Source organism: Aeromonas sp. QDB34 (assembly GCF_027705405.1).
In the GTDB taxonomy this organism is placed as follows: domain Bacteria; phylum Pseudomonadota; class Gammaproteobacteria; order Enterobacterales; family Aeromonadaceae; genus Aeromonas; species Aeromonas hydrophila.
In genome coordinates this window covers 367,944-392,990 of sequence record NZ_JAPDBT010000002.1, presented here as the reverse complement: position 1 = coordinate 392,990, position 25,047 = coordinate 367,944, and the positions used below count along the sequence as shown (strand labels likewise).

The 25,047-nt window shown below is 63.3% G+C and carries 22 protein-coding genes; 20 read left to right on the top strand and 2 right to left on the bottom strand.

Going from position 1 to position 25,047, the window contains the following annotated elements; genetic code table 11:
* The first annotated feature begins 23 nt into the window (after nucleotides 1-23).
* The 20 genes from mshE to OKC29_RS05585 all read left to right on the top strand — a co-directional run bounded on the left by mshE (nucleotide 24) and on the right by OKC29_RS05585 (nucleotide 23,232).
* Complete coding sequence (mshE, locus tag OKC29_RS05680; RefSeq protein WP_011704368.1) at nucleotides 24-1,733, top strand: MSHA fimbrial ATPase MshE; 1,710 nt, start codon at nucleotides 24-26, stop codon at nucleotides 1,731-1,733.
* Between the two features lie 53 nt (nucleotides 1,734-1,786).
* Complete coding sequence (locus tag OKC29_RS05675) at nucleotides 1,787-2,893, top strand: type II secretion system F family protein (protein ID WP_270668990.1); 1,107 nt, start codon at nucleotides 1,787-1,789, stop codon at nucleotides 2,891-2,893.
* A 64-nt stretch (nucleotides 2,894-2,957) separates the two neighbouring features.
* A complete protein-coding gene (locus OKC29_RS05670; protein ID WP_073348697.1) occupies nucleotides 2,958-3,419 on the top strand; it encodes a hypothetical protein in 462 nt (153 codons plus the stop codon).
* A 77-nt stretch (nucleotides 3,420-3,496) separates the two neighbouring features.
* Nucleotides 3,497-4,168 (top strand): MSHA fimbrial major subunit MshB, encoded by a 672-nt coding sequence (mshB, locus tag OKC29_RS05665; RefSeq protein ID WP_017408812.1) that lies wholly within the window; start codon nucleotides 3,497-3,499, stop codon nucleotides 4,166-4,168.
* A gap of 14 nt (nucleotides 4,169-4,182) precedes the next feature.
* Nucleotides 4,183-4,614, top strand: a complete 432-nt coding sequence (locus OKC29_RS05660) for a prepilin-type N-terminal cleavage/methylation domain-containing protein (RefSeq protein WP_073348698.1) — start codon at nucleotides 4,183-4,185, stop codon at nucleotides 4,612-4,614.
* 66 nt (nucleotides 4,615-4,680) lie between these two features.
* Nucleotides 4,681-5,172 (top strand): type II secretion system protein, encoded by a 492-nt coding sequence (locus tag OKC29_RS05655; RefSeq protein WP_073348699.1) that lies wholly within the window; start codon nucleotides 4,681-4,683, stop codon nucleotides 5,170-5,172.
* Nucleotides 5,159-5,719, top strand: coding sequence for a type IV pilus modification PilV family protein (locus OKC29_RS05650; protein WP_073348700.1), 561 nt, complete (start codon nucleotides 5,159-5,161; stop codon nucleotides 5,717-5,719). Before OKC29_RS05655 ends, OKC29_RS05650 begins: the two co-directional genes overlap by 14 nt.
* Nucleotides 5,719-6,540, top strand: coding sequence for an MSHA fimbrial biogenesis protein MshO (gene mshO, locus OKC29_RS05645; protein ID WP_073348701.1), 822 nt, complete (start codon nucleotides 5,719-5,721; stop codon nucleotides 6,538-6,540). Before OKC29_RS05650 ends, mshO begins: the two co-directional genes overlap by 1 nt.
* Nucleotides 6,530-6,997: an MSHA biogenesis protein MshP gene (locus OKC29_RS05640; protein ID WP_073348702.1), complete on the top strand. Its 468-nt coding sequence runs from the start codon at nucleotides 6,530-6,532 to the stop codon at nucleotides 6,995-6,997. Before mshO ends, OKC29_RS05640 begins: the two co-directional genes overlap by 11 nt.
* A 2-nt stretch (nucleotides 6,998-6,999) precedes the next feature.
* Entirely contained in the window at nucleotides 7,000-10,677 is a 3,678-nt protein-coding gene (locus OKC29_RS05635) for a DUF6701 domain-containing protein (protein WP_073348703.1), read from the top strand.
* Between the two features lie 204 nt (nucleotides 10,678-10,881).
* Entirely contained in the window at nucleotides 10,882-11,922 is a 1,041-nt protein-coding gene (locus tag OKC29_RS05630; RefSeq protein WP_005308111.1) for a rod shape-determining protein, read from the top strand.
* Nucleotides 11,923-11,964: 42 nt separating this feature from the next.
* Nucleotides 11,965-12,870, top strand: a complete 906-nt coding sequence (mreC, locus tag OKC29_RS05625) for a rod shape-determining protein MreC (protein ID WP_011704376.1) — start codon at nucleotides 11,965-11,967, stop codon at nucleotides 12,868-12,870.
* Nucleotides 12,870-13,355, top strand: coding sequence for a rod shape-determining protein MreD (gene mreD / locus OKC29_RS05620; protein ID WP_005308115.1), 486 nt, complete (start codon nucleotides 12,870-12,872; stop codon nucleotides 13,353-13,355). The genes mreC and mreD overlap by 1 nt, the downstream gene beginning before the upstream one ends.
* Nucleotides 13,356-13,406: 51 nt before the next feature.
* On the top strand, nucleotides 13,407-13,994 hold the full coding sequence (locus OKC29_RS05615; protein ID WP_043160924.1) for a Maf family protein: 588 nt from the start codon (nucleotides 13,407-13,409) through the stop codon (nucleotides 13,992-13,994).
* Nucleotides 13,995-14,180: 186 nt separating this feature from the next.
* Nucleotides 14,181-15,650 (top strand): ribonuclease G, encoded by a 1,470-nt coding sequence (rng, locus tag OKC29_RS05610; protein ID WP_011704378.1) that lies wholly within the window; start codon nucleotides 14,181-14,183, stop codon nucleotides 15,648-15,650.
* Nucleotides 15,651-19,550, top strand: a complete 3,900-nt coding sequence (locus tag OKC29_RS05605; RefSeq protein ID WP_162275572.1) for a YhdP family protein — start codon at nucleotides 15,651-15,653, stop codon at nucleotides 19,548-19,550. It abuts the gene before it with no gap.
* Nucleotides 19,551-19,584: 34 nt separating this feature from the next.
* Nucleotides 19,585-19,905 (top strand): Dabb family protein, encoded by a 321-nt coding sequence (locus OKC29_RS05600; RefSeq protein ID WP_073348704.1) that lies wholly within the window; start codon nucleotides 19,585-19,587, stop codon nucleotides 19,903-19,905.
* A gap of 28 nt (nucleotides 19,906-19,933) precedes the next feature.
* The gene (locus OKC29_RS05595; protein ID WP_073348705.1) at nucleotides 19,934-20,740 is read left to right on the top strand and encodes a carbon-nitrogen hydrolase family protein; all 807 of its coding nucleotides are present in this window, start codon (nucleotides 19,934-19,936) and stop codon (nucleotides 20,738-20,740) included.
* Between the two features lie 150 nt (nucleotides 20,741-20,890).
* On the top strand, nucleotides 20,891-22,339 hold the full coding sequence (tldD, locus tag OKC29_RS05590) for a metalloprotease TldD (protein WP_162275573.1): 1,449 nt from the start codon (nucleotides 20,891-20,893) through the stop codon (nucleotides 22,337-22,339).
* A gap of 32 nt (nucleotides 22,340-22,371) precedes the next feature.
* Nucleotides 22,372-23,232 carry an SIS domain-containing protein gene (locus OKC29_RS05585; protein ID WP_011704383.1) on the top strand — a complete coding sequence of 287 codons (861 nt, stop codon included), beginning with the start codon at nucleotides 22,372-22,374 and terminating at the stop codon, nucleotides 23,230-23,232.
* A gap of 87 nt (nucleotides 23,233-23,319) precedes the next feature.
* Here OKC29_RS05585 and OKC29_RS05580 read toward each other — a convergent pair whose 3' ends face one another.
* Together OKC29_RS05580 and OKC29_RS05575 are read right to left on the bottom strand one after the other, a co-directional pair.
* Nucleotides 23,320-23,922: a DUF2057 family protein gene (locus tag OKC29_RS05580; RefSeq protein ID WP_073348707.1), complete on the bottom strand. Its 603-nt coding sequence runs from the start codon at nucleotides 23,920-23,922 to the stop codon at nucleotides 23,320-23,322.
* A gap of 49 nt (nucleotides 23,923-23,971) precedes the next feature.
* The gene (locus OKC29_RS05575) at nucleotides 23,972-25,045 is read right to left on the bottom strand and encodes a porin (protein WP_011704385.1); all 1,074 of its coding nucleotides are present in this window, start codon (nucleotides 25,043-25,045) and stop codon (nucleotides 23,972-23,974) included.
* Nucleotides 25,046-25,047: the final 2 nt, after the last annotated feature.

The following is a 25,047-nucleotide window of genomic DNA, read 5'->3' as shown; positions in this document are numbered from 1 at the left end:
GGGATCACTTTTTTGGAGTTTGCATGGCACAACCCAGACTGAAAATGCGCCTCGGCGACCTGCTGGTACAAGAGCAGATCATCTCGGATGATCAGCTGCAGCTCGCCCTGCAGCAGCAGCGTCAGACCGGCCGCAAGCTGGGCACCACCCTGATCGATCTCGGCTTCATCAGCGAGGTGCAACTGCTGCAGTTCCTCGCCCGCCAGCTGGATGTGCCCTTCTTCGATCTCAACAACCTCACCATAGATGCGTCGGCGGTGCCGCTGCTGCCAGAAGTGCAGGCGCGCCGCTATCGTGCGCTGGCGGTCAACCTCACCGACAACAAGGTGACGGTGGCCATGTCGGATCCGGCCGACTTGAGCGCCCTTGACGCCATCGCGGCGCTGCTGCGCCCGCGGGAGATGGGGCTGGCGGTGGCGCGAGAAGGCCAGCTGCTGGAGTATTTCGACCGCCTCTATCGCCGCACCCGCGAAATAGAGAGCTTCGCCGAACAGCTACACGAGGAGTATCAGGACGCCGGCTTCGAGCTCGGCTCCAGCAATCTGGGGGCGGGTGACGAGGGGGAGGCGACGGTGGCCAAGCTGCTGCGCTCCCTGTTCGAGGATGCGGTGCAGGTGGGGGCTTCCGATATTCACATCGAGCCGGACGAGAAGGTGCTGCGCATTCGCCAGCGCATCGATGGCATCCTGCACGAGAACATCCTGAGCGAGGTGCGTATCGCCCAGGCGCTGGTACTGCGCCTCAAGCTGGTGGCCGGCCTCGACATCTCCGAGAAGCGGCTGCCGCAGGATGGCCGCTTCAACATGAAGGTGCGCGGCCGCGACGTGGATGTGCGGATGTCGACCATGCCGGTGCAGTACGGCGAATCCGTGGTGATGCGGCTGCTGGACCAATCCTCCGGCATCCTGTCGCTGACCGAGACCGGCATGCCGCCGGAGATCCTGACCCGCTTCCGACGCCAGCTCAAGCGACCCCACGGCATGATCCTGGTGACGGGGCCGACCGGTAGCGGCAAGACCACTACCCTCTATGGCGCCCTCTCCGAGCTCAACCAGGCCAGCCAGAAGATCATCACGGTGGAAGATCCGGTGGAATACCGGCTGCCCAGGGTCAATCAGGTTCAGGTCAATCCCAAGATCGGGCTCACCTTCTCCCACGTGCTGCGCTCCACCCTGCGTCAGGACCCCGACATCCTGCTGGTGGGCGAGATGCGGGACAACGAAACGGTGGAGATCGGCCTGCGCGGCGCCATCACCGGTCACCTGGTGCTGACCACGCTGCACACCAACGATGCGGTCACCAGCGCCCTGCGCCTCATCGACATGGGGGCTCCCGGCTATCTGGTGGCGAGCGCACTGCGGGCGGTGGTGGCCCAGCGGTTGGTGCGGCGGGTGTGCGAACACTGCGTCGAGGAGAAGGCGCCGGATGAAGGTCAGGCCACCTGGCTGACCGTGCTCTCCGGCGAGGCGCCGGGCCAGCACGTCTATCACAAGGGGCGCGGCTGCCAGAGCTGCAACTTCACCGGCTATGCCGGCCGGATCGGGGTGTACGAGCTGCTGGAGCTGGATCAGCCCATGATGGACTCCCTGCGCCGCAACGACGCCGAGGGGTTTGCCAAGGCGGCCCGCCAGCACCCGCACTACCGGCCGCTGGCGCTGACCGCGCTCGATTACGCCCGTCAGGGGATCACCTCGGTGGACGAGGTGCTGCGGCTGGCGGAGGACCTGGGGTAAGTGATGACCAACTTCATCGGCAATGAACACGGCCGGCTGGCGCGAGGCACTCCATGAGCAGCTTCGCCTACAAGGGGCGCGACAGCCAGGGCAATGCCGTCAGCGGGGTGGTGGACGCGGCCAACGAGATGGCTGCGGCCGAGCAGCTGATGCGCCGCGGCGTGATGCCGACCGAGCTGAAACCCGGCAAGGCGAAGGCGGCCGCCCTCGACTGGTCGCTCTTGCTGGAGCGGGGCGTGCGGCTGGACGAGCTGGTGGTGTTCAGCCGCCAGATGTATGCCCTGACCCGGGCCGGCATCCCCATCCTGCGCGCCATCGCCGGGCTGGAGGAGAGCGCCCACAGCAAGCCGCTCAAGCGGGCGCTGCACGCGCTGGGAGAGGATCTGGGCAACGGTCGGCCGCTGTCGAGCTCGATGCAGGCCCACCCCAGGGTGTTCAGCAGCCTGTTCGTGGCCATCATCCACGTGGGGGAGAACACGGGTCAGCTGGAAGAGGCGTTCTTGCAGCTTGCCAACTATTTCGAGCTGGAGCTGGAAACCCGCAAGCGGATCAAGACCGCCATGCGCTACCCCAGCTTCGTGCTGATTGCCATCGGCATCGCCATGGTGATCCTCAACATCATGGTGATCCCGGTCTTTGCCGGCATGTTCGCCAAATTTGGCGTCGAGCTGCCGCTGGCGACCCGGATCCTGCTCGCCACCTCCCACTTCTTCGTGCACTACTGGTGGGTGATGCTCGGCGTGTTGCTGGCCCGCTTCGCCCGCAGCTTCTCCATGATGCTCAAGGCCGGGGTGCCGCTCAACACGGCGCTGAGCCTGGTGGCCGATGCGGTGGACAATGCCTGGATGGCGGGCCGGATCCGCGACATGCGGGCCGGCATCGAGCGGGGCGAGAGCCTGCTGCGCACCGCCGGCAGCAGCGGCCTGTTCACCCCGCTGGTGATGCAGATGATCGCGGTGGGGGAAGAGACTGGCCAGGTCGATGATCTGCTGCACGAGGCGGCCGAGTATTACGAGCGGGAGGTGGACTATGACCTCAAGAGCCTCACCGCTCGGATCGAGCCGATCCTGATCGGGATCGTGGCGGTCATGGTATTGATCCTGGCGCTGGGTATCTTCACACCGATGTGGGACATGATGCGGGCCGTACGCGGCAAGTAACCGGTATCTCTACGGTCAATGAGGTGGGCGGTATGGGTAAGCGGCAGAGCGTGGAGCGAGATGGGTGAGTCGACAGTCACAACAGGATGAGCACTGGCTGGGGAGCTATCGGCGGCTGGCCGTGGGGATCCTGTTGCTGATCATGGTGGCGACCCTGGCCCGGAGCTATCTTGTCCACCGGGAGGAGGCGCTGGCCGTCAGCCTGACCCTGCTGGGGGAGCAATTTGCCGAGCGCGCACAAAGGTTGCATGGGCTCTGGCTCGATCAGCGGCGTCCCGCCGTGCTGCATGCCGATGGGATGGCCTGGCAGTTTGATGAACGTGGCTGGCCACTGGGTGCCGGCACAATGATGACGCCGTCGGAAAACTGCCGCTGGCTGTGGGAGCAACTCATCGGTACGGCGGCGTCTACCCAGCCGCCGGTGCAGGCCTTGGCGAGCCTGGATGGCGAAGGGTGCCAGTTCGGCTGGGAGAATAATTGGCTGATTTATCAATTTTCTGACGGCAGAGTGCTCCAAAAGCCCTGAATGAGGCTTGTTTTGCGATTCAGCTAAATGATTTTTTTATATCTGCATGAAATAATGCGGGTTATTACGGAGGGTCCATGACAACAACGCGACTGGTACCAAGATATTCCGGTGTGGCGAGTCCCCATCGGGCAGCGGGTTTCTCGTTGATCGAGCTGGTGATCGTCATCGTCATCCTGGGGATCCTGGCGGTCACCGCCTTGCCCCGTTTTCTCGATGTCACGGACGAAGCCAAGAAAGCCAGCGTGGAGGGGGTTTCCGGCGGGTTTGCCACCGGCGTGTCGCTGGTGCGGGCTCAATGGGAGGCCGAAGGGCGCGCCAAGCAGGACAGCCTCAATACCGTGCTCTATGACGGTTCACGCTTTTATCTGACCACGCCGACCGATACCCAGGTCAGCAACGGCGAACTGTCGCCCGGCTATCCCATGGATACCTCGGCCGGTGGCGGCATAGACGTGGATCCGGCCAACCTGACGGCCCCGCGCTGTCTCAAGATTTGGGAGGGTCTGCTGCAGAACCCGCCCAAGGCTACCGCCAGCTTCAGCGAGGTGCGTGGTAGCGGCAATGACCTGAAATACTATGTCAGTGTGACCAATAACGGCCTGGACTCGGTCTGCCGCTACTATCTGGTCAATAGTTTGAGTAAGGGTAGTGATGGCAAGTATCAGGATCCGCAAGGCAGTACTGATGCATTCATGAGTTTCAGTTACCGTCCGGCTTCCGGTCAGGTGACCACCAATATCAATTGACAGAGGAAAGTAATATGAAAAAACAGGCGGGTTTTACCCTGATCGAACTGGTCATCGTGATCATCATTCTGGGTATCCTGGCAGTGACCGCTGCTCCCAAGTTCCTGAATCTGCAGGAGGATGCCAAGAAGTCCGCCGCTCAGGGCGTACAGGCCGCAGTCAGCAGCTCAGCTCAGCTGGTTTACAGCAAGTCAGCTCTGGTAGGTGTCGAGCGTGATGTAAGCGGTTCGGTAAGCACCAGTGATGGAGCCAGCATTGATGTTGTGTATGGTTATCCGGCAGCGACCAGCACTGGCATCCAGCGCGCCGTTACCATCGATGGCTCTTGGACTGGTGCCGTGTCTAGCGGTACTTTCGTATTCGCCACCAGCGGTTCCAAGTGCACTGTGACCTATGCTCCCGCTACCAGCACAGCTGGCGCCACCACCACTCTGGGTGGATGCTGATTCAGTGTTAGTGTCAATGAGGCGAGGCTTATGCCTCGCCTCATTGTTTATGAACAGGGAACGAGAATGCAACGAGGTTTTACCCTGATTGAACTGGTTATCGTGATCCTGTTGCTGGGGATTCTGGCCGCCTTTGCCGTGCCCAAATTGCTGGGCAAAGGCGGCTTTGAAACCCAAACCCTTCGTGATGAGCTGCTGACCAGGCTACGGCTGGTGCAGACCATCAACATGCATGAACCCGCCGATCGCTGTACCCAGCTGGTGGTGCAGGCTTCCCGTTTTGCCCATATCACGCTGGCGGCGACCGGCACTGGCTGTCCGGCCCCCGACCCCATGACCGGCTGGAGCGACAATCAGCGCACCCGTGGCCGTCTTGTGACTCCTTCCGCCGGTATGGCGGTTTCCCTCAATAACGCCAGCAGTTTCGTGATCCGTTTTGATCAGATGGGCAGGCCGCTCGGCAGCTGTGCCACGGGTTGTACCCTGCTGGTGAGCGATGGCCGCGAAACCGGCCGCCTCAAGATAGAGTCCGAGGGCTATATCCATGAGAGCCCCTGAGCGCGGTTTTACCCTGATTGAGCTGATCGTCGGCATAGTGCTGCTGGCGGTGGCACTGACCGGCATTCTGGGGCTGTTGATCAATCAGGCTCCCCAGGCGGTGGACCCGGTGCAGCAGGTGCGTGGTGCCCAGCTGGCCCAGCGCCTGGCGGGCGAGATCCAGCAAACATCGTTCGATGAGCTGTCGGATCACAATGGCGGCCGCTATCGCTGCGGTGAGACGGTGGCTGGCGTCACCATCCCCGCCTGCTCGACCAACTATGGTCCAGACGGTGAAGCCACCCCCTACATGTTCAACGACGTGGACGATTTCGATACTGCCGGCAGCTGGAAAGCTGCCAGCTTCTACACCCAGAGCGGCGGCATCATCGCCAGTGACGAGTATCGCAACTATCAAGTCAGGATTGCGGTGAGCCCGGTGGATTTCAGCGATGGCAACTTCAAGCACTGTGCGTCGCCCTGTTCGGTGGGCAAGCGTATCGATCTGCAGGTGCGCCTGCCTGACGAGAACGTGCTCGACTTCTCCTTCTATCGTGGCAACTACTGATGCGGACGGCGAGCGGTTTTACCCTGATCGAACTGGTGATGGTGATCCTGCTGCTGGGGATCATGGCCACCTTCGCCAGCCAGTTCATCGGCATAGGTACCCAGATCTACGGCGATGCCAGCAGCCGCGAACAGCTGATGAGCGATGCCCGCTTCGCCATGGAGCGGCTCAACCGCGAGGTGCGCGATGCGCTGCCGGGTTCCGAGCGGATTGAAGCCCTGGATGGCAGCTGGGATGACAGCGGTCCCTGCCTGCGTTTCTGGCCCATCAGCACCTCCAGCCGCTATCTTGCTCTCAACCGGGCCCAGTCCGGCAGTACATCTACCCTGGAACTGGTGATGGCGACTCCTGCCTCGGCCGTCGATCCCATGAGTCAGGATGCCAATGCGGTCAAGGTAGGGGACCTGATGGTGGTCTTCCCGCTGCCGACGTCAGCAGCCGGCTCACTGGTCAATGGCTGTGAATATGGCCGCTGTGTCGCCAGAGTCACCGAGGTACTGGCGCCGGTATCGGGGGCGCAGACCGTTCGCTATACCAGTGGCGAAACCCTGGCCGGGATCTCGCCCGGCAGCCGGGTTTATTTTGCCAATCAACAGGTTCGCTACTGCGTGGAAGGCAGCACGATGACGCGAGCCAGTGCCGCGATCGGGGCCCCTGTTGCAACGGGTGTGCTGATGGCCGAGTCGCTTCGTGCCGGCAACTTCTATCGAGAGGTCTCGGCCTTCAATGCCGAAGGGGCCTTCGGCGTGCGGCTGGTGTTCGAACGAAAGGGCGAAGCGGTCACCTTCAACCACAAGCTGGGGGTCTTCAATGTTCCCTGAGCGGCGCCAGAGCAAGAAGATGGGGGGCAGTGCCCTGATGATCGCCCTGTTCGTGATCGTGGTGATGGCCATGTTGGCGGCAGCCATGGGGCGCTTTTTGCTCGACAGCAGCGAGAAGAATACGGTGGAGGTGCGTAGCGTGCGTGCCTTGTTGGCGGCCCAGAGCGGGCTGGAAGTGGCGCTCTATCGGCTGTTCCCCAACCGGACTGCGGCCCAACCCCAGCCACCTGCGGTGTGTGAGTCGAGCAGAACGATCAGCTTTACCGGCAACCCGGGGCTGGTCGACTGCCAGGCAGTGGTGCAGTGCCGCACCGTGACCACAACCTACAACGGCGTGACGAGCACCGGCTACCGGCTCGAGAGCGTCGGTGGCTGTGGCGACGACAATCTAGATGGCGCCAGTCCAGACTTCAGGGTGAGCCGTACCCTGATGGTCGAAGCGTATGACGGAGGCTGATGATGAAATGGTTGTGGGCGCTGGCCCTCTTCACTAGCCAGGTCTGGGCGTTCGATCCCATCGATACCGGCTCGCTTTTCCCGGCCGTGGTGCAGGGCCACCATGGTGACAGCAGTACTGCCTGCTACCAAATAAACGGCTACCAACTGGGCCAGCTCAACAACGCCAAGATCAATGGCAGCGGCGGGCTGCCACTCAACTTCTGCTCCATCCAGCCGGATCAGAACAACACGCGGCGCTGCGACGACGGCGCGGGTGGCTACAAGGTCTGTACCGTCACCGGCAGCGACGTTCGCGGACTTACCTTGAGCAGCAGCAACAATAAATTTCCGACGATCACTACCAACAATGATTTGACTTGTACTTCTGGCTCGCAGACTGGATCTGGCGCCGCTTACCGTACTGTGTTGTTAGATAACTGCACCCTGACATTCCCTAGTCGTAGCGAAACCCAGATAAAGACGCTCACCCTGCGTAACAAGGCAACATTGATATTGGGCAGTGGCGACTATTTTATCGACAAACTGAATATCGACAACGTCACCATTCGCTTGTCTGGTAGTGGTATTACTCGAATTTTCGTCAATCAGGACGTTACCTTTTTCAATACGGTCAGCGTCAACAGCAATAACCAAGGCAGCCTGATCTGGGTTAATTACGGCAATATGGTGCTGGATAATGGCACCACGTTTTACGGTTATCTCTATAGCGACAATAAATTGACCATGAATAACTATGCCGCTGTTTATGGTCGTGTCACGGCCCGTTACTTGAGCATGGATGCCCAGTCCAGCATCAACGAGGCAGTGTTGCCGCCCATGCTGACCTGTTTTGCCGATGGTTTTGACAGCGCCCAGATCAACCCGGACAGCTGGGTGGTGGCCCAGCGCAACAACAGCACCCTGCCATCGGTACAGAACGGCCGTCTGCGCCTCACCCAGAACATTACCGATCAGGCCACTTCGGCCACCTTCCAGCGCCTCTTCCCGGGGGCCGGCAACCTGGTGACGGTCGAATTCGATCAATACGCCTACAAGACTTCCGGCACGAGCGGGGCGGACGGCATGGCGGTGGTGCTCTCGGATGCCACCCTGACGCCGCAACCGGGGGCCTTTGGTGGCCCGCTGGGCTACGGCTACAAGCCCGGGAGCAGCGGCTTTGCCGGCGGCTGGCTCGGGGTGGGGCTCGACGAGTACGGCAACTATGCCAACGAGGGAGGGAGCAACAGCCCGGGCTCCCGGCCGCAGGCGGTCTCCATCCGTGGTTCGGGGTCGGGCACCTCGGGTTATCGTTATCTGACGGGGACGGCCAGCAACCTGAACCCGCCCGTCGACAGCGGTACCAACAGCAATCGTCCCCATCGCTATCGCATCACGGTCGACTCCCGCTCCGCAGGCAACTCGCTGGCCACCGTCGAGCGGGATACCGGCGCGGGCTACAGCACCCTGGTCGGCCCCATCAACATGACGAGCCAGACCGGTCAAGCGGCGGTGCCGGCCAATTTCCTGCTCTCCCTGACCGGCTCCACCGGTTCGGTGACCAACTTCCACGAGATAGACAACGTGCGGATCTGCGCCCTGCGCTCCAACCCGGTGGGGGTGCAGATCGACCACTTCCAGTTCGATCACTCGGGTCAGGCGCTGACCTGCAATCCGGAGACGGTGACGATCAATGCCTGTGCCGATGCCGCTTGTACCACACTTATCAAAGATCCGGTGACCGCGACCCTGAGTCTTACCCCTACTTCTGTCAGCAATGGTTGGATTGGCGGCAATACGGTGACCTTCAGTGGTGGTTCTACGACCGTTCAACTGCGCAACAACACCGCCACTGCGGTCACCATAGGGGTATCCGGTTCGGTCCCGACTACCAAGCCGTTCAGCACCACCTTGTGCAAGGCTGGCGCCGGGATGCCCAGTGCGGCTGCCTGCACCCTGAGTTTTGCCGATAGCGGCTTCTTCTTTGATGTGCCAGACACCTACTCGAACCAGCCGCAGACAGTAGCCATCAAGGCGGTCAAGAAGAGCGACGTGACCAAGCAGTGCGTGCCGGGTTTTGCCAATCAGAGCAAGAGCGTCAAGTTCTGGAGCAGCTATGTTTCGCCGGTCAGCAATAGCTTCAACAGCGGAATGAGCGTCAACAACACCCTGATCGGCTCCAGCCAGGGTAATGCCACCGCGTTTTCCCTCAACTTCGATGCCCAGGGACAGTCGAGCATCACGGTCAAGTATCCGGATGCCGGCAAGGTCCAGCTGGATGCTCGCTACGACGGCACGGGCAATGAAGCGGGGCTGGTGATGCTCGGTTCGGATCAGTTTGTGGCGCGTCCGGTCGGCTTGTGCATTACACCCCCGCAAGGCGTCTGCGCGGCAGGGGACAGCAGTTGCCCGGTGTTCAAGAAGGCGGGAGACACCTTCCAGGTAGATATCAAGGCGATGGCCTGGGAATCGGCCAACGATGGGGATATTTGTGCCGGGAACCAGACCACGCCCAACTTTGTCCTGTCCAATATTGCTCTGGGCAGCACTTTGGTGGCGCCAAACCCCGGCACCAATGCAGCGGTGGGAACGGCTACCTATAGCCATGTTCCCGCGAGCAACAGCCTCAACAGCGTCACCCAGACGGTGAGCGAGGTGGGGGTGTTCAGGATGACGGCGACGTCACCGGTGGCAACGCCGCCAGAGGGAAGCACTGTATCTACGGGTTATTTCGGCTACACCATCCCTCCCGCCAGCAGCGTGCCGGTGGGCCGCTTTATTCCCGCCGACTTCAATCTGGCCAGCGGCGACATAGTGCCGGTCTGCAATGTCTTCTCCTATATGGGCCAGCCCTTCGGGGTTGCGCTGGATGTGCTAGCCCGCAACGTGTCGGGTGGCCAGACCCGGAACTATACGGGTTCGTTTGCCAAGGGCAGTGCCTATCTCTCGGTTGCCAACAACAAGGATGGCAAATCCCTCGCTAACCGGTTGCGCAGCCTGCCGTCGCTGCCATGGCTCAATGGCCGGGCGGCGTTGGCGGCCGGCAGCAGCGAATTTGTTCGCCTCTCCGATACCCAGCCGGATGGCCCCTACAAGTCGCTGCTGTTTGGTCTCTATATGCGTGACAACGATGGCGACAGAACAGTGATTGCCAGCCCCGATTTCAACGATGCGGTGGTTGGCAATTGCAGTGGAGCCAGCTGCAATGCCCGGCTGATCGACAGCGTGCCGATGCAGGTCTATTTCGGTCGCCTGCTGGCGGGGACGGGCGCGGGTCTTGCCTCTGCGCCGCTGGCCGTGCCTCTCCAGCTGCAGTATTACGAGGCGGGCAACTGGCAGTTGAACAAGCTGGACCAGTGCACCCAGTTCTCTCTGGCCAATCAGGGTTTCACTTTCCTCAATCCGAGCCATGTCTTTGATGCGGCCAGCCGCGACCTGAGTCTGGGGAACAATCGCAAGATCCGGCTGGGGTTGGGGAGTTCGGCACCGGGCGGGGCTTCTGCACAGGCAACCGATGGCGAGATCCTGTTCCAGTTCGCCAATCCGGATATCTCGGTGCGCATTCCCTACCGAGTCGATTTGAGCAAACAGCCGTCACAACCGCTCTGGCTGTCTGATCCGGCTACCCTGCAAGGTGAGGCCATTTTCGGCTCCAGCCGGGGTAATGACAGAATTATTTATCGGCGCGAAGTGATGCACTGAGCGGGGAGTTGGGGCTGATCTGTCAACTTCGCCCCCCTATCCCCTTGTTTATTAGCGTTTGTCGGCTTGTGCGGGTGAGTGATGACTCGCATTTTTGTCGCGCCCGATGGGTTGGCGACAGTTTGAGCGCTTGCCGATTGGGGTGGGCATTGGTAAAGTTAGCCGGTTTTCTGCACCTCCAAATTCTTAGGATTTCCCGTAGCCATGTTCAAAAAGCTCAGAGGCGTCTTTTCCAACGATCTGTCGATCGACTTGGGAACTGCCAACACCCTGATCTATGTAAAAGATCAAGGGATCGTCCTTAACGAACCCTCAGTTGTCGCCATTCGCCAAGAGCGCGGGAACGCCAAATCGGTCGCTGCCGTCGGTCATGCCGCCAAGCAGATGCTGGGTCGTACCCCTGGTAACATCTCCGCCATTCGCCCGATGAAAGACGGCGTGATCGCCGATTTCTACGTGACCGAGAAGATGCTGCAGCACTTCATCAAACAGGTTCACGACAACAACTATTTCCGCCCCAGCCCGCGCGTGCTGGTGTGCGTGCCGTGCGGCTCCACCCAGGTGGAACGTCGCGCCATCAAGGAATCCGCTCTGGGTGCCGGTGCCCGCGAGGTCTACCTGATCGATGAACCCATGGCTGCCGCCATCGGTGCCGGCCTGCCGGTCTCCGAAGCGACCGGTTCCATGGTAGTCGACATCGGTGGTGGTACTACCGAAGTGGCCATCATCTCCCTGAACGGTGTGGTGTACTCCCAGTCCGTCCGTATCGGCGGCGACAAGTTCGACGAGGCCATCATCAGCTACGTGCGCCGCAACTACGGCAGCCTGATCGGGGAAGCCACCGCCGAGCGCATCAAGCACGAGATCGGCTCCGCCTATCCTGGCGAAGAGGTGCGCGAGATCGAAGTGCGTGGTCGCAACCTGGCTGAAGGTGTGCCGCGCAGCTTCACCCTCAACTCCAACGAGATCCTGGAAGCGCTGCAAGAGCCGCTGTCCGGCATCGTCTCCGCCGTCATGGTGGCGCTGGAGCAGTCTCCGCCCGAGCTGGCCTCCGACATCTCCGAGCGCGGCATGGTGCTGACCGGTGGTGGTGCCCTGCTGAAAGATATCGACCGTCTGCTGATGGAAGAGACCGGCATCCCGGTGGTGGTTGCCGAAGATCCGCTGACTTGCGTGGCCCGTGGTGGCGGCAAGGCACTGGAGCTGATCGATATGCACGGTGGCGATCTGTTCCACTACGAATAAGACCCAAAGCCGGCCAGCGTGCCGGCTCTTTTTTGACGACCCATGAAACCCATTTTTGGTAGAGGCCCTTCGCTTCAGTTACGGTTGTTTCTCGCCGTCATCATCTCCATTGCGGCCATCGTAGCGGACTCCCGCTTCGGTGTGTTCAGCCACGTCCGTGTCTACCTCAGTTCGCTCGTCAGCCCGCTGCAATACATGGCCAATGCGCCGGGTATCATGCTCGATACCATGTCGACCCAGGTGCAGACCCGGGCCGGCCTCATAGAGCAGACCAAGCAGCAGGAACAACAGCTGTTCACCCTGCGCTCGCGCCTGCTCAAGATGGATCATCTGGAGCACGAGAACCAGCGTCTGCGCGAGCTGCTGGGTTCGCCGGTGCACAAGGAGTCCCGCAAGATGGTGGCCGAGCTGCTGTCGGTGGATTCCGACCCCTTCAGCCATCAGGTGCTGATCAACAAGGGGGCGCTGGACGGTGTCTACAACGGCCAGCCGGTGATCAACGATCAGGGGGTGATCGGTCAGGTGCTGCACGTGGGTTCCACCACCAGCCGCGTCCTGCTGATCACCGACTCCAGCCACGGCATCCCGGTGCGGGTGCTGCGCAACGACTTGCGCGCCATTGCCTCCGGCAGCGGTGAGCTCGACAAGCTGGAGCTGCGCAACCTGCCGCGCAACACCGACGTCCAGGTCGGCGATCTGCTGGTCACCTCGGGCCTTGGCGGCCGCTTCCCGGAAGGTTATCCGGTGGCGACCGTGACCCGCTCCGACTACGTGGAGGGCAAACCCTTCGCCCAGGTCGAGGCCAAGCCGCTGGTGGCGCTGGACCGCTTGCGCTATCTGCTGCTGCTGTGGACCGACAAGAAACCGGAAGTGCATGACGATGAAGAGGCGCCGACCCCTGCGGCAGCCCCGGCTGCGGCGCCTTCGGCGGCGGGAGCGACGCGCTGATGTTGCAACCTGCCAGCGGCAGGATCTGGATCTGGATCTCGATCCTGCTGGCCCTTAGCCTGTCGATCCTGCCGCTTCCTTTCCAACTCGAACCCTTCCGCCCGGACTGGCTCGCCATGGTGCTCATCTACTGGGCGCTGGCGTTGCCACACCGGACCAACGTCGGCACCGCCTGGGTGGCGGGCCTGCTGCTGGACGTGCTGCTGGGCAGCACCCTCGGCGTGCGGGCCATGGCGATGGCCATCACCACCTATCTGGCAGCGTTCCAGTTCCAGAAGATCCGCAACTTCTCCCTCTGGCAACAGGCGCTGATCATCGGTTGCCTCTCGCTGGTGGGCAAGGTGACCATCTTCTGGGCCGAGCACCTGTTCAGCCGCGCCAGCCTCAATTTCGCCTACTTTTGGTCGACCCTGAGCACGATGCTAATATGGCCCTGGGTTTTCCTGGTCTTGCGCAAGGTGCGCCGGCGCTTCAATATCAAGTGAATATGAGTAAAAACAACTCATTGTAACCGTACCCTGGCTCGCGAAGTGATTATGAACAAGCACAACGAACTGCAACTCTATCTCGCCTCGGGCTCGCCCCGCCGTCACGAACTGCTGACCCAGCTGGGCTACCGCTTCGAGGTACTCAGGCTGGATGTGCCGGAACAGCGGGAAGAGGGCGAGAAGCCCCAGGACTATGTCTGCCGGCTGGCCCGCGACAAGGCCACGGCCGGCGTGGCCGCCGCGCCCACGGCGCTGCCGGTGCTGGGCGCCGACACCATAGTGGTGCTGGGTGATCGGGTGCTGGAGAAGCCGTCCGACCTGCTCGACGCCAAGGACATGCTGGAGGCGCTCTCCGGCAAGGTACATCAGGTGATGACGGCGGTGGCGCTGGCCACCCCGGAGCGCTGCGATGTGCGGCTGGTCACCACCAACGTGGCGTTTCGCAAGCTGGACGAGGCCGAGATCGAGGCTTACTGGCGCACGGGTGAGCCCTGTGACAAGGCCGGTGCCTATGCGATTCAAGGCATTGCCGGCAAGTTCGTCAGCCGCATCGAGGGGAGCTACAGCGCCGTGGTCGGCCTGCCCCTGCTGGAAACCGACCTGCTGATCAAGCATCATCTGGAACAATCCCGGTAATCCAACCGCTGCCTTGTTGCGCAGGGCCGGTTCCGCGAACCGCTCGCAGCAAGGCGATCAGAATTTGAAGCCATCACAGGCAAGGCATAGGTCGGTGACATGCACCGGCTGTTTCTTACTGCGTTACTCACCGGGCACGTGCCGGTTTGGCTGCCAGAATTTAAAACTAGAAAGGCAAGGTAACTTATGTCGGTAGAACTGCTGGTAAACGTCACCCCCTCCGAAACCCGGGTTGCCCTGGTCGAGAACGGTCTGCTGCAGGAAGTGCACGTGGAGCGTCAGGCCAAGCGCGGCATCGTGGGCAACATCTACAAAGGCAAGATCAGCCGGGTGCTGCCCGGCATGCAGGCGGCTTTCGTCGATATCGGCATGGACAAGGCGGCCTTCCTGCACGCCTCCGACATAGTGCCGCACACCGAGTGTGTGGCAGTGAAAGAGAAAGAGCAGTTTCAGGCCGGCAACATCGCCGAGCTGGTGCGCCAGGGGCAGGACATCATGGTGCAGGTGGTGAAAGATCCGCTGGGTACCAAGGGCGCCCGCCTTACCACCGATATCACCCTGCCGTCCCGCTATCTGGTGTTCATGCCGGGCAGTGCCCACGTCGGCGTTTCCCAGCGCATCGAGTCCGAGGCGGAGCGCGAGCGCCTCAAGCGCACCGTGGCCGGCTATGTGGACGAGCTGGGTGGCTACATCATCCGCACCGCCGCCGAAGGGGTGGGCGAGCAGGAGCTGGAGCAGGATGCCGCTTTCTTGAAGCGCTTGTGGCGCAAAATCCTGGAGCGCAAGCAGAAGTACCCCCCCTGCAAGATCCTCTACGAGGATCCCAGCCTGGCCTTTCGGGTGGTGCGCGACTTCGTCGGGGCCGAGCTCGACAAGATCCGGGTCGACTCGCGCCAGAGCTTCGATCAGCTCAAGCGCTTTACCGAGGAGTACGTCCCTGAGCTTGCCAACAAGCTGGAGTACTACTCCGGCGAGTCGCCCATCTTCGATCTCTATGACGTGGAGAACGAGATCCAGCGCGCGCTGGAGCGCAAGGTTGAGCTGAAATCCGGCGGCTACCTCATCATCGACCAGACCGAAGCCATGACCACGGTGGACATCAACACCGGGGCCTTCGTCGGCCATCGCAACCTGGAAGAGACCATCTTCAACACCAACGTGGAGGCGACGGCGGCCATCGCCCGTCACCTGCGCCTGCGCAACCTCGGCGGCATCATCATCATCGATTTCATCGACATGCAGTCCGAGGATCACCGCCGGCGGGTGCTGCACAGCCTGGAGCAGGCGCTGTCGAAGGACCGCGCCAAGACCAACGTCAACGGCTTCTCCCAGCTCGGTCTGGTGGAGATGACCCGCAAGCGCACCCGCGAGAGCCTGGAGCACGTGCTCTGCTCCGAGTGCCCCGAGTGCAAGGGGCGCGGTCGGGTCAAGACGGTGGAGTCGGTCTGCTTCGAGATCCTGCGGGAGATCATCCGGGTCAACCGGGCCTACGACGCGGATCAGTTCACCGTCTACGCCGCCCCGGCGGTGGCCGACTACCTGCGGGGCGAGGAGTCTCACAGTCTGGCCGAACTGGAAGTGTTCATCGGCAAGCAGGTCAGGGTGGTGAGCGAGCCGCTCTGCGGGCAGGAGCAGTTCGACGTGGTGATGATGTAATTGGTCTATCGCTGGCTGAGTCGGGGCTGGTTGGCCCTCGGGGTCTTCTTCGTGCTGCTGGCCATCCTGGTCAGCCTGGTGCGCTTTGGCGGCCCCTTGCTCAATCAGCACCGGCAGGCGCTGCTCAATACCCTGCTGGCCGACAGCAAGCTGGAGGCCAGCGTCGATCGCATCGGGCTGGACTGGACCCGGCGCGGCCCGGCCCTCGAGCTGCAGCAACTGGTGATCGCGCCGAATTCGGGTCGCTTCGCCCTGCGGCTTGGCAAGGTGTGGGCCCACCTCGACTTCTGGCGCTCCCTCAACGAACTCAAGCCGGTGTTTGGCCAGCTGATCCTGAGCGATGGCGACATCGCGCTGGATCTGGGCCAGCCTGCGGAGCCGGAAACCGGCAACGGCAGTGACCAGCAGCAGGCCCTGCTGCGCTTTCTGCTGACCCAGCTCTCCACCTTCGATATTCACGACACCCGTCTCAGCCTCACCACGGCGCTGGGGGAGGTGCGCGCCCTCGACATCGCCCAGCTGCGCTGGCAGAACCGCGGCAAACGCCATCAGGGGGTCGGCAAGGCCTATCTCATCAACGGGGTGGGCGAGAGTACCCTCGATCTCATCGTCGACGTGGATGCCCCGCAGGTGCGGCTCGATCGACTCAAGGGCCAGCTCTATCTGGGGGCCCGCCAGCTCGACATCAGCCCCATGCTGGCCCGTACCCACTCAGGGGAACCCAAGGTGAGCGGCCAGCTCGATTTTCAGCTCTGGAGCGAGTTCAAGGCCGGTCAGCTGGGGGATTCGCTGCTGGCGTTTGGCGACAACTATCTGATTTGGCAGGATGAAAAACAGGGTGACCTGCACCGGCTCGGGCTGCAGGGGGGCAAGATCCAGCTGCGCCGGGACGGCAAGGAGTGGCAGTTTGCCAGCCACGACGTCACCTTCAAGCTCGACGGCAAGCCCTGGCTGCACAGCCGGTTGCAGCTCGAGCGGGTCGGCGATCGCATTCAGGGTTATGTACCGGCCATCGATCTGGACCAGATCGCCAACCTGAGCCAGCTGGTGTCGGGGATCTATCCCGAACTGACCGAGACCCTCAAGCGCACCCGCCCGACCGGCAAGATCCAGGATCTGATCCTGCAGGCGGATGCCGGCTGGCAGGGGCTCTCCGTCAGCGGCCAGCTGTCCCACATCCGGGTCAACGCCTGGCACGACGTGCCCGGCGTACGCGACCTCAACGGCGAGTTCTGGCTCACCCCGACCGGCGGCAGCGCCCGGCTGCAACTGGCAAACGATGCCATAGACCCGGCCCGCCACTTCAAGGAGCCGATCCCCATCGATCGCTTCTCGGCGCGGCTCGACTGGTGGCAGGTGGCGCAGGGCTGGGTGCTCTATGGCCAGGATCTGGTGCTGGACAACCCGGACTTGAGCCTAGCCAGCCGCTTTCGGCTCGATCTGTTCGAGCACCCCTTCCTCGCCCTGACCGGTCGCATCGACGTCAAGAATGCGGCCAACGCCGATCGTTACTATCCGCTGCAGGTGATGGACAAGAGCCTGGTGGATTACCTGAGCGGGGCCATCAAGGGGGGCAAGGCCAAGGGGGCTGACCTGCTCTGGTATGGCGAGTTCCGCGACTTCCCCTACCGCAAGGGCGAGGGCATCTTCCAGGTGGCGGTGCCGCTGCAGCAGGCCTCCTACGAATTCTTCCCCGGTTGGCAACCGCTTACCGACCTGCAGATCGATCTGTTGTTCCAGAACGCCAGCCTCGACATGAACAGCCGCGCCACCCAGCTCGGCAAGGCCAGCTCCGACTCGGTGCACGCCTGGATCCCGGACCTCTATCCGGGTGCTCACCTCTATGTGGACGCCAAGGTTGAGGGCGAGGGCAAGGCCATCAGCGACTACCTGCAGGACTCGCCGCTCGGCGGCTCGGTCGGCCAGGCGCTGCGGGAGGTGGAGATCCGCGGCCCCATGAAGGGCTCGGTGAAGCTGGATATTCCGCTGGATGGCGAGAGCGAGGTCAAGGCCAGCGGCGATGCCCTGTTCAGCAACAACAAGGTGCGGGTCACCAGCCTGGATCTGCCGCTGGAGCAGGTGCAGGGGCGGCTCGAGTATGACAACGAACAGACCCGTTTCAGCAACCTCAAGGCGAGCCTGTGGAACCAGCCGCTCACCCTCGACTATCAGGGCCGCCAGCAGCCCAATCGCTATCAGGTCGATCTCAAGTTCAAGGGACAGTGGGACAGCCGCCGCCAGCGTCAGGACATCCCGGCGCTGGACATCCTCAAGGGGCGCGGCAACTGGGCCGGCAGCCTGGGGCTGACCCTGCCGAGCGATCAGCCGTTCAGCTTCCAGCTGGCGCTTGACTCCAACCTGCAGGGCATGGGACTGGATCTGCCAGCGCCGCTCGCCAAGGCTGCCGGCAGCCGGCTGCCGCTCAAGGTGACCGCCCGTGGCCGCGATGGCAGTGCCGACATCCGCGCCGTGCTCGGGGCCGACGTGGATATGCAGAGCCGGCTGGTGTACGGCGACGGTGTGCCCTACCTCAGCCGGGTGCGGGTGGACGTGGGGCAGCCCGGCGCCCGGGTGCTGCGCGATCGGCCCATGCTGCTCGCCATCAACCAGCAGCAGGCCGACGTGGCCGGCTGGCTGGCTCGTCTCAAGCAGTGGCTGCCGGCCAGCACGGCGCCGAGTGGCAATGCGGTGGTGGGCCCCTCTTTCTTGCCGCAGGAGTGGTGGGTGGACGGCCGCCTGGCCCGCGCCGACATCGGCAGCGCCAACCTCAAGGCGGTGCACTTCACCGTGGGGCCGGTCAATCAGGCCACCGAGGTGATGATCGACAGCCCGGACGTGATGGGGGTGGTGCGCCTGCCGGTGTCCGAGCGTCAGCCCATCGACGCCAAATTTGCCCGCATCCACTGGTCCGGCAAGAGTTCGGATCTGAGCCCGGATCCCGATGCCAGACAGGACAGAGCCATCATGGATGCCATCCCTTGGCTCACCTTCAGCTGCGTGGATTGCCGTTTCGGCGAGTTGCCGCTGGGCGAGGTGAAGGGGGAACTGATCCCGGGGGCCGACAAGCTGAGCCTCAAGGGGCTGGAGATGCGGCTGGCGGGCAGCCAGCTGAATGGCAGCGCCGAGTGGCTGGCCGGAGCGGACGGCATGCAGACCCGCGCCCGCGCCCACATCAGCAGCAACAACAGCGAACTGCTGCTCAAGCGGCTCGGCTACACCTCGCCCATCGGCGATGCGCCCGGCAAGATGGCGCTGGATCTGAGCTGGCGCGATGTGCCCTACCGGCCCAACGTGCCGACCCTGAGTGGCACCGCCGACTATCAGCTGGAAGGCGGCACCCTGCGCGAGGTCAACGACAAGGGGGCGCGACTGCTCTCCCTGCTCAGCCTGGATTCATTGCTGCGCAAGCTGCGCCTCGATTTTCGCGACGTGTTCGACAAGGGCTTCTACTTCGAGTCCATGTCGGCCTCCGCCAAGATCAAGCAGGGAGTGGTGGACAACCGCGACTTCTACATGAAGGGGGCGGCCGGCAACCTGCGCGGCGAGGGCATCGCCGATCTGGTGCGCTGGCGGCTCGACTACGAGCTGAGCTTCTCCCCCAACCTGGGTGGTACCCTGCCGGTGGTGGCCGCTTTCTCGCTGACCCCGATCACCGGGCTCTATGTGCTGGCGCTCTCCAAACTGCTGGAGCCGGTGGTGGACGTGGTCACCCGCATCGATTTCCGGGTCTCCGGCCCGCTCGACGATCCCAAGCTGATCGAGGCGGGGCGGGATCGGGCCCGCATCAAGCTCAACCAGCAGCAGAAGGAGGCGGTCGACGCGGTGGCCCCCAACCTGCCGACGCAGGAGGTGACCCCCTTCCTGCTGACCCCCAAACACGCGGGGCCCGCCCAGCGCTGAACGAGCGGCCCGGCACCATCACAAGGAGTGAGCCATGATCCGACATATCCTGCTGATCGCCTTCAAGCCGGGCACCCAGCCCGCACAGATAGACGCGGTGCGCGCGGCCTTTCTCGCCATCCCCCATCAGGTCAGCGGCGTGCTGGCGGTGGAGTGGGGGCGGGATGACAGCCCGGAGGGACGGGCCGAGGGCTTCACCCACAGCGTGCTGATGACCTTTGCCGACGAGGCGGCCCGCCAGCGCTATCTGCCCCACCCGGATCATGATGCCCTCAAGGCCATCTTCCGCCCGGTGCTGGAACGTATCATAGTGCTGGATTACACCCTGCAGGCCGGCGATGCGGCCAGCATCTGACGGTGGCAACAACGACAAGGAGCGCCTCATGTGGTTAGCCGCAATACAGCTGGTATCGGGCCGTCGCTGGCAGGATAACCGGGAGCAGATCGCCGCCGAGCTGGCCCTGTTGCCGAGTGAGCGGCCACTGCTGGTGCTGCTGCCGGAGAACTTCGCCCTGTTTGGCGAGCGGCAGGGTTATCTGGACGGGGCCGAGACCATAGGTGAGGGCCCGATCCAGCAGCAGCTGGCCGAGTGGGCCCGTGACTACGGCATCTGGCTGGTGGCCGGGGCCATGCCGACCACCATCGCCGATTCCGACCATATCCACACCAGTACCCTGGTGTTCGATCCCAGCGGCGAGCGCAAGGGCCACTACCACAAGATCCACCTGTTCGACGTGGACGTGGCGGACAATCATGGCCGCTACCGGGAGTCGGAAACCTTCAGTCCCGGCGAGGAGCCTGTGCTGGTGGACTCCCCGTTTGGTCCCCTCGGCCTCTCGATCTGTTATGATCTGCGCTTTCCCGAGCTGTACCGCCGGCTGGCCCGCGCCGGCGCGCGCGTGCTGCTGGTGCCTGCCGCCTTCACCGCCGTGACCGGCGAGGCGCACTGGGAACCGCTGCTGCGGGCCCGCGCCATCGAGAACCAGTGTTACCTGGTGGCCGCCAATCAGGGCGGCACCCACGAGACGGGGCGCCAGACCTGGGGCCACAGCATGGTGATCGACCCCTGGGGTCGGGTGCTGGCCAGCCTGGACAGCGGGCGCGGCACCGTGCTGGCGCCGCTGGACCCCGGTCTTGTCGACGAACTGCAACGCACCATGCCGGTGCTGGGCCATGCCCGTCTGCTATGAACATGTGCAGGTCCGATTCGCCCTGTGGCGGGGGAGTCGGACGCTTGCAAACCCGATGGTGGGTTGGACGTCCGCTGACGTTTCGCCAAGTGAACCCACGGTCTGGGATTTAACCGTTACGACATCTCGCATCGAGAGTGGAGAGAAAGATTGAGTCTATTGAGCCAGGTTAGTGCCTCCCTGTTGGCCCCCCACGACCTCGACGAAGGGCGGCTGCAGCAGCTGCTCGGCAGCCTGATGAGCCATCAGGTGGAGTTCGGCGACCTCTATTTCCAGCGCAGCTGGCACGAGTCCTGGATGTTGGAGGACGGCATCGTCAAGGATGGCAGCTACAACATCGATCAGGGGGTGGGGGTGCGCGCCGTCAGCGGCGAGAAGACCGGTTTCGCCTACTCTGACGAGCTGAGCCTGCTGGCGCTGCAACAGTCGGTGACCGCCGCCCGTGGCATCGCGGCTGCCGGTGCGCAGGGCAAGGTGAAGGCGTGGGCTCGCACTGAAGCAAACCTGCTCTACCCGGCGCTGGATCCGCTGCAGACCCTCGACAAGCAGCAGAAGATCGCCCTGCTGGAGCAGATGGATAAGTTCGCCAGAAGTCTGGATCCCGCCATCAATCAGGTGATGGCCTCCATCAGCGGCGTCTATGAAGAGGTGTTGGTGGCCGCGACCGACGGCACCCTGGCCGCCGATGTGCGCCCGCTGGTGCGCCTCTCGGTGACCGTCATCGCCGAGAAGGGCGATCGTCGCGAACGCGGCAGTGCCGGTGGCGGTGGCCGCTTCGGTTACGACTACTTCCTCGAGCTGGACGGGCTGGAGAGCCGGGCGTTTGGCTATGTGCGCGAGGCGGTGCGCCAGGCACTGGTGAACCTCGACGCCATCGATGCGCCGGCCGGCACCATGCCGGTGGTGCTCGGCGCCGGCTGGCCCGGCGTGCTGCTGCACGAGGCGGTGGGCCACGGTCTGGAGGGGGATTTCAACCGCAAGGGCTCCTCTGCCTTTGCCGGCCGTATCGGTGAGCAGGTGGCCTCCAAACACTGCACCATCGTCGATGATGGCACCCTGCCGGGTCGACGCGGCTCCGTCTCCATCGATGACGAGGGGACGCCGGGTGGCTACAACATGCTGATCGAGAACGGCATCCTCAAGGGCTATCTGCAGGACAAGCAGAATGCCCGTCTGATGGGGGTGCCGCTCACCGGCAACGGCCGCCGCGAATCCTACGCCGCCCTGCCGATGCCGCGCATGACCAACACCTACATGCTGGCGGGTCAGTATGATCCGGCCGAGATCATCGCCTCGGTGAAGAAGGGGATCTACGCCCCCAACTTCGGCGGTGGTCAGGTGGACATCACCTCCGGCAAGTTCGTCTTCTCCGCCTCCGAGGCCTACCTCATCGAGGATGGCAAGATCACCGCGCCCATCAAGGGGGCGACCCTGATCGGCAACGGCCCCGAGGCGATGAGCCAGGTTTCCATGGTGGGCAAGGATCTCGCGCTGGATCGCGGGGTCGGGGTCTGTGGCAAGGAGGGGCAGAGCGTGCCGGTCGGTGTCGGTCAGCCCACCCTCAAGCTGGATCAGCTCACCGTGGGCGGCACCCAGTAAGGGCGCCGCAGAACAAGCAGCAGAGAGAACCCATGCTTACCCTGTCGAAAATTTCCAATATCCGCAGTCAGCTCTCCCCCAGCGAGCTCAAGATCGCCGATTACATCCTGGCGTGCCCGGAGCAGGTGACCCACTTCTCCTCCCAGGAGCTGGCCCAGCAGGCTGACGTCAGCCAGTCGAGCATAGTGAAGTTCACCCAGAAGATCGGGTTCAAGGGCTTCACCGCCTTCAAGCTGGCGGTCAGCGAGGATCTGGGGCGCAAGCACGCCATCAAGACCGACAACGTAGGGGATCTCTACAACGGCATCGGGCGCGATGACGATCTGGAGACCATGGCCAAGAAGCTGGCCCAGGAGAAGATCAACTCCATCGTGGAGACCACTCAGGCCCTCGACAACGCCACTTTGGCGCGGGTGCTGGACGTCATCAACCAGGCTGGCCGGGTCCAGCTGGTGGGGATCGGTGGCTCGGCGCTGACCGCCAAGGATCTCTGGTACAAGCTGCTCAAGATCGGGGTCACCACCCTGTTCGCCCAGGACAGCCACGTGCAGATCTCCATCGCCCAGACCCTGGGACCGGGGGACGTGCAGCTGGTGGTCTCCTATTCCGGTGCCAGCCGGGATGTGCTGGCGGCGGCCGAGCTGGCCAAGCGCAACGGCGCCACCCTGATCGCGGTCACCTCGTTTCGCAACACCCCTCTGCGGCAGATGGCCGACATGGTGCTGGACACGGTGGCCGACGAGAACGAGCTGCGCATCTCTTCCATCTCGTCGCGCACTGCCCAGAACACCATCACCGACATCCTGTTCCTCGGCCTGGTGCAGCGCCGCGACGAGGCTTGGGCGCTGATCGACGGCACTCGGGGTGCCATCGACCGACTCAACAAGGAGTGACGCGGGCCCGGCTGCAACAGACGCCGAGACCTGCCGAGAGAAAAAACCACCCGCCTGCGGGTGGTTTTTTTATGGGCCAGTGCCGGTTCAGAGGGCGAGGGCCCAGCGCAGGAAGGCCTTGCGCTGGGCCTCGTCGGCGGCGAGGTAGCGCCGTTGCAGTTCAGGGTCGACGGGCACGGCGCTCGGGGTGACTTCGGGCAGCACGGGCGTGACGGCGGGCAGGGCGGTGGCGCTGGCTGACCCGTCGTAACGGGCCAGCAGTGCCTGATAGTCGGCCAGCAGGCTGTCCTGGCTGCGCGGCAGCGCAGTGGTCAGCAAAGGGCGGGTGCCGTCAGCGGTCGCCAGCTGCAGTGCCGGGCTGGCCGCAAAGCGGCGAATGGCCTGCGGGGTGGGCAGCGGCGGGGTGATCAGCCGTAGGGTGCCGCTGGCCGGTAGGGTCAGGGTCAGCAGCAGCGGGGCGGAGCGGACACGACCCTGGCTCTCGTTGGTGGAGCCGGGATCGAGCGGGCTGTCGAAGCGTACCAGCAGCCGGGTTTCACCGGCGGGCAGCGTGAGGGCTCGCTCGAAGGGGGAGGCCTTGCCCCGGGATGAGGCCAGCAGGGTAAGGTTGTCTGCCAGCTCCAGCCGGGCGGCCTGGGTCGGCAAGGCCAGCAACAGCAGCAGGGTGGTGAGCAGTGGGAGGCGGATCATGGGGTGCTCCAGCAGAATGCAAAAAGCAGGCCGACTGGCCGGCAGGGGATCAGAACTCGTAGCGCAGGCCGAGGTGGTAGAAATCCTCGCTGTTGCTGCTGCCGCCAAAACTGGTGACCGTGCTGCCGGCCAGCCCGTCTTCACCGCCCCGGAACACGTAGGCGCTGTAGAGGGAGGAGCGCGGAGTGAGCTTGTACTGCAGCTCCAGGGTGGTGTCGCGCAGGCTCATGCCGTCTCCCCCGTCGTTGTCGAGGTGGCGGTAGCCGGCGCGGGCGGCCCACTTCTGGTTGATGTCGTAGACGGCGGTCAGCTCCCACACCTTGTCTTCGCTGTCCGCCTGGCCGTTGCGATAGCTCACCTGATCCTTGGCATAGAGGGCGCCCAGCATCAGCGGGCCCAGGGTGTAGCGGGTGCCGATGCCGCTGAAGCGGTACTCGTCGGCATTGGGGTCGACCTTGCTGGCCCCGGTCTGTGCCGCCTTGCTCTGCTGGTAGGCGATGACCGGCGCCAGCTTGCCTGCAGCTCCGAGATCGAAGGTGTAGCGCAGGGCGCCGTTGTAGCCGTAGTCGAGATCCGAGGTGCCGTTGCCGAGGATGTAGGCCAGCGACAAGTCCAGATTGCCGAGGGTGTTCTGGTATTGCAGGGTACCGTCCTGACGGAACACCTGTACCGCGGTGGAGTCCACCTTGCTGGCCTGGCGCGCCATGGAGACATCGGAGGCGGCAAACACGTCGCCGATGTCGGTGAACATGATGAGCCCGGAGGAGACCCGGCCACCGGTCAGCTTGCCCCACTGGCCGCCATCGAGCCCGGCCCAGACGTAACGGGCGGTGAGATCGCTGCTGTTCTTCTGCACGTTGTTGGCGTATTCGGCGGCATTGACCTGGTACTGGGCCATGCCGATCACGGCCACCTGCTCGTTGACGGTCTGGCGGGCGGTGAAGCCGATGCGGCCGTCGAAGTCGCCCTGATCGTTGCCGCTCTTCTTGTCCGAGATGTTGAAGCCGAGGCGACCGTAGAGATCGACGTTGGAGCCGTCATCGGCCTGATAGATGACGGCAGCCTGCGCCGTACCGACGGCAAGCAGGGCAGGAATGGCCAGGGCAAGCATGGACTGTTTCATTG

Bases quoted from the DNA above. Each gene is read 5' to 3' on its own strand.
- mshE (WP_011704368.1), top strand. From the start codon at position 24: ATGGCACAACCCAGACTGAAAATGCGCCTCGGCGACCTGCTGGTACAA.
- OKC29_RS05675 (WP_270668990.1), top strand. From the start codon at position 1,787: ATGAGCAGCTTCGCCTACAAGGGGCGCGACAGCCAGGGCAATGCCGTC.
- mshB (WP_017408812.1), top strand. From the start codon at position 3,497: ATGACAACAACGCGACTGGTACCAAGATATTCCGGTGTGGCGAGTCCC.
- OKC29_RS05660 (WP_073348698.1), top strand. From the start codon at position 4,183: ATGAAAAAACAGGCGGGTTTTACCCTGATCGAACTGGTCATCGTGATC.
- OKC29_RS05655 (WP_073348699.1), top strand. From the start codon at position 4,681: ATGCAACGAGGTTTTACCCTGATTGAACTGGTTATCGTGATCCTGTTG.
- OKC29_RS05650 (WP_073348700.1), top strand. From the start codon at position 5,159: ATGAGAGCCCCTGAGCGCGGTTTTACCCTGATTGAGCTGATCGTCGGC.
- mshO (WP_073348701.1), top strand. From the start codon at position 5,719: ATGCGGACGGCGAGCGGTTTTACCCTGATCGAACTGGTGATGGTGATC.
- OKC29_RS05640 (WP_073348702.1), top strand. From the start codon at position 6,530: ATGTTCCCTGAGCGGCGCCAGAGCAAGAAGATGGGGGGCAGTGCCCTG.
- OKC29_RS05635 (WP_073348703.1), top strand. From the start codon at position 7,000: ATGAAATGGTTGTGGGCGCTGGCCCTCTTCACTAGCCAGGTCTGGGCG.
- OKC29_RS05630 (WP_005308111.1), top strand. From the start codon at position 10,882: ATGTTCAAAAAGCTCAGAGGCGTCTTTTCCAACGATCTGTCGATCGAC.
- mreC (WP_011704376.1), top strand. From the start codon at position 11,965: ATGAAACCCATTTTTGGTAGAGGCCCTTCGCTTCAGTTACGGTTGTTT.
- mreD (WP_005308115.1), top strand. From the start codon at position 12,870: ATGTTGCAACCTGCCAGCGGCAGGATCTGGATCTGGATCTCGATCCTG.
- OKC29_RS05615 (WP_043160924.1), top strand. From the start codon at position 13,407: ATGAACAAGCACAACGAACTGCAACTCTATCTCGCCTCGGGCTCGCCC.
- rng (WP_011704378.1), top strand. From the start codon at position 14,181: ATGTCGGTAGAACTGCTGGTAAACGTCACCCCCTCCGAAACCCGGGTT.
- OKC29_RS05600 (WP_073348704.1), top strand. From the start codon at position 19,585: ATGATCCGACATATCCTGCTGATCGCCTTCAAGCCGGGCACCCAGCCC.
- OKC29_RS05595 (WP_073348705.1), top strand. From the start codon at position 19,934: ATGTGGTTAGCCGCAATACAGCTGGTATCGGGCCGTCGCTGGCAGGAT.
- OKC29_RS05585 (WP_011704383.1), top strand. From the start codon at position 22,372: ATGCTTACCCTGTCGAAAATTTCCAATATCCGCAGTCAGCTCTCCCCC.
- OKC29_RS05580 (WP_073348707.1), bottom strand. From the start codon at position 23,922: ATGATCCGCCTCCCACTGCTCACCACCCTGCTGCTGTTGCTGGCCTTG.
- OKC29_RS05575 (WP_011704385.1), bottom strand. From the start codon at position 25,045: ATGAAACAGTCCATGCTTGCCCTGGCCATTCCTGCCCTGCTTGCCGTC.